The sequence below is a fragment of the Glutamicibacter sp. genome (assembly GCF_050701915.1).
Taxonomy (GTDB): Bacteria; Actinomycetota; Actinomycetes; order Actinomycetales; family Micrococcaceae; genus Glutamicibacter.
Window position 1 is genome coordinate 1 of record NZ_JBOGEG010000068.1, and the last position, 2878, is coordinate 2878.

Below are 2878 nucleotides of genomic sequence, written 5' to 3' on the forward strand. Positions count from 1 at the left end.
GTGGTACCGGATGGCAGGCGCCAAGGCGCAGCATTCGAGCTTATGGTCCGCGGACCTAGATCTCGGTTGGATCCCATTCGCCGGTCACCAGATAGGTGACCTTGCGAGCTACGGACACGCCGTGGTCGCCGAAGCGCTCCAGGTAGCGGCTGGTCAGCGAAACGTCCACGGTGGTTGGCGCATTGGCATCCCAGTCGTCGGCCGCGACCTGGGTGAAGACGCTGGAGTGCAAACGATCCAGCTGGTGGTTCAGCTCGATGATTTCGGTAGCGATCTGCAGATCGCGGGTGTCGAGCAAACGCGCAACAGCCTTGGCGATGTCAATATCGATCTTTGCCATCTGGGCAAAGGTGTCGGAAATCCTGGCTGGGATCGCTGGATTGGGGAAACGCAGGCGGGCCAGCTGCGCCAGATGGCGTGCCAAGTCGCCCATGCGTTCCAGCGAAGCGCTCATGCGCAGCGAACCGACGATCATGCGCAGGTCGCTGGCTACCGGCCCCTGCAACGCCAAGGTATCGATAGCTCGCTCGTCGAGCTGGTTCTGCAGGAAGTCGATCTTCGCGTCCGCCGCGATGACTTCCTGGGCCAGGTCAACGTCGACGTTGGCTAGCGAATCCCAAGCGCGATCCATTGCGGTCGCGACCTGGTTGGCCATCTCAATGAGTTCTTCGCCAATTTGCTGCAGGTCTGCCTGAAATACCTTACGCACAGCAGTTCCTTTCGAGTGTCGGTTTCCATGCCGGATGGTGGACTGCCATGGCAGCCAGCCGCCCCGAAACAGTTTTGTGGCATGGTGGAGGGTCTTGCTCCAGCTTGTCAGCGGGTGATTAACGAATATGCCACGAAAGGTGAACGTTTGGTGAACAGCGCGCCGAAATCGACTAATTCGCGTCATTTAGGGCCGAAGGCACCCACAGGTGAAGCTAGTCTAAAGATGTGAACGAAGTGATCTCGACTCTTATAGCCGGCGTCCTCGGCCTGGCTCTGGGGATCGTTGGCGTCATCGCCTTCCGGCTTTCCCAGGCCCGCTCTTCGAAGCTGCCGCAGGTTGACGAGCCCGTGCTCCCCGAGGGAGCCGCCGCCGTCCTGTCGGTCATTGGACGCGCCTTCGTGATCCTCGATGACGTCGACGGGGTGGTTCGCGCCAACCCCGCTTCCTATGCCTACGGACTGGTGCGCGGGCACACGCTCGTCCACAACGAATTGCTCTCGCTGGTTCGCCAGGTTCGTGCCGACGGCGTGATTGCAGAAAGCCAGTACGAGCTGCAACGCTCCACGCTGGGTGCCGGGCAGCTGATTGTCCATGTGCGTGTGGCGCCGCTGGGCGACGAGTACATTCTCCTGCTGGCCGACGACCGCACCGAAATCACCCGTACCGAAGCGATGCGCAACGACTTCGTGGCCAACGTTTCCCACGAGCTGAAGACCCCGGTCGGCGCGATCGGCCTGCTGGCCGAGGCCATTACCGAGGCCGCCGATGACCCCAAGGCGGTACGCCGCTTCTCCACCCGGATGGACAAGGAATCGCGGCGCCTGGCCGCCCTGGTCCAGGACATCATCGAGCTCTCCCGCTTGCAGGCATCCGATGCCATCGTGCAGGGCCAGGAAGTGAATATCGACAGCGTCGTGGCCGAAGCCGTTGACCGCAGCCACCTGATCGCCGAAGAAAAGGGCATCGCCATTACCGTGGGCGGCCATCTCGAAGAGCCGATCCTGGGCGATGCGGACCTGCTGATGACTGCGATCCGCAACCTGATCGATAACGCCATCCGCTACTCTCCGGAGAACACCACGGTAGGCGTGGGCATCCGGCAGCGTGATGGCTATGCCCAGATTTCGGTCACCGACCAGGGCCCCGGCATCTCGGCCGAAGAACAAGAACGCGTTTTCGAGCGCTTCTACCGTGTGGACTCCGCGCGCTCGCGGCAGACCGGTGGCACCGGTCTGGGGCTGAGCATCGTCAAGCACGTGCTGGCCAACCACGGCGGCGAGGTGTCGCTGTGGTCTCAGCCGGGCCACGGCTCCACATTTACCCTAAGACTTCCCCTAGCGGACGAAGAACCGGCGACCAGCAATGTGCTTGCCGGCCAGAAGATGAAGGAACGAACGATCGATGCGACTGCGTCCGATCGTGAAGGAGGACGCCGATGACCCGCATATTGATCGTTGAGGACGAGGAATCGCTCTCTGACCCGCTGTCCTACCTGCTGGAACGCGAAGGCTTCGAAGTCAGGATTGCCGACGACGGCCTGAAAGCCGTGACCGAGTTCGAACGCCATGGCGCAGATCTGGTGCTGCTGGATCTGATGCTTCCGGGCCAGCCGGGAACCGAGGTGATCCGCCAGATCCGCCTGAACAGCCAGGTCCCGGTCATCATGCTCACCGCGAAGGACTCGGAGATCGATAAGGTCGTCGGCCTGGAGCTCGGCGCCGATGACTACGTAACCAAGCCGTACTCCTCACGCGAACTGCTGGCCCGCATCCGTGCCGTGCTGCGCCGCCAGGGAGAAGGCGAAGAACTCATCAGCAATGTGGTCACCGCCGGACCGGTGCGCATGGACGTGGAACGCCACGTGGTCTCGGTAGACAACACCGAAGTATCCATGCCGCTGAAGGAATTCGAATTGCTGGAAATGCTGCTGCGCAACGCCGGTCGCGTGCTCACCCGCGGCCAGCTGATTGACCGCGTCTGGGGCAGCGACTACGTGGGGGACACCAAGACCTTGGATGTGCACGTCAAGCGCCTGCGCTCCAAGATCGAGGTTGACCCAGCGGTCCCCGAACGCCTGGTTACCGTGCGCGGGCTGGGCTACAAGTTCGTGGTCTAGTAGCACAGAGCGCGGATACGACAAGAGCCTCGGGCAGAATCTTCCGATTC

General features: G+C 62.1%; 3 protein-coding genes. 2 read left to right on the forward strand and 1 reads right to left on the reverse strand.

Annotated elements, in window-relative coordinates:
* Window positions 1-55: 55 nt before the first annotated feature.
* Window positions 56-709, reverse strand: coding sequence for a phosphate signaling complex protein PhoU (gene phoU / locus ACRDT3_RS18905; RefSeq protein WP_332727721.1), 654 nt, complete (start codon window positions 707-709; stop codon window positions 56-58).
* Window positions 710-936: 227 nt separating this feature from the next.
* Between phoU and ACRDT3_RS18910 the strand changes: the two genes are divergently transcribed.
* The gene (locus ACRDT3_RS18910; RefSeq protein WP_431494455.1) at window positions 937-2151 is read left to right on the forward strand and encodes a sensor histidine kinase; all 1215 of its coding nucleotides are present in this window, start codon (window positions 937-939) and stop codon (window positions 2149-2151) included.
* Window positions 2148-2828 (forward strand): response regulator transcription factor, encoded by a 681-nt coding sequence (locus tag ACRDT3_RS18915; RefSeq protein WP_105658784.1) that lies wholly within the window; start codon window positions 2148-2150, stop codon window positions 2826-2828. Before ACRDT3_RS18910 ends, ACRDT3_RS18915 begins: the two co-directional genes overlap by 4 nt.
* Window positions 2829-2878: the final 50 nt, after the last annotated feature.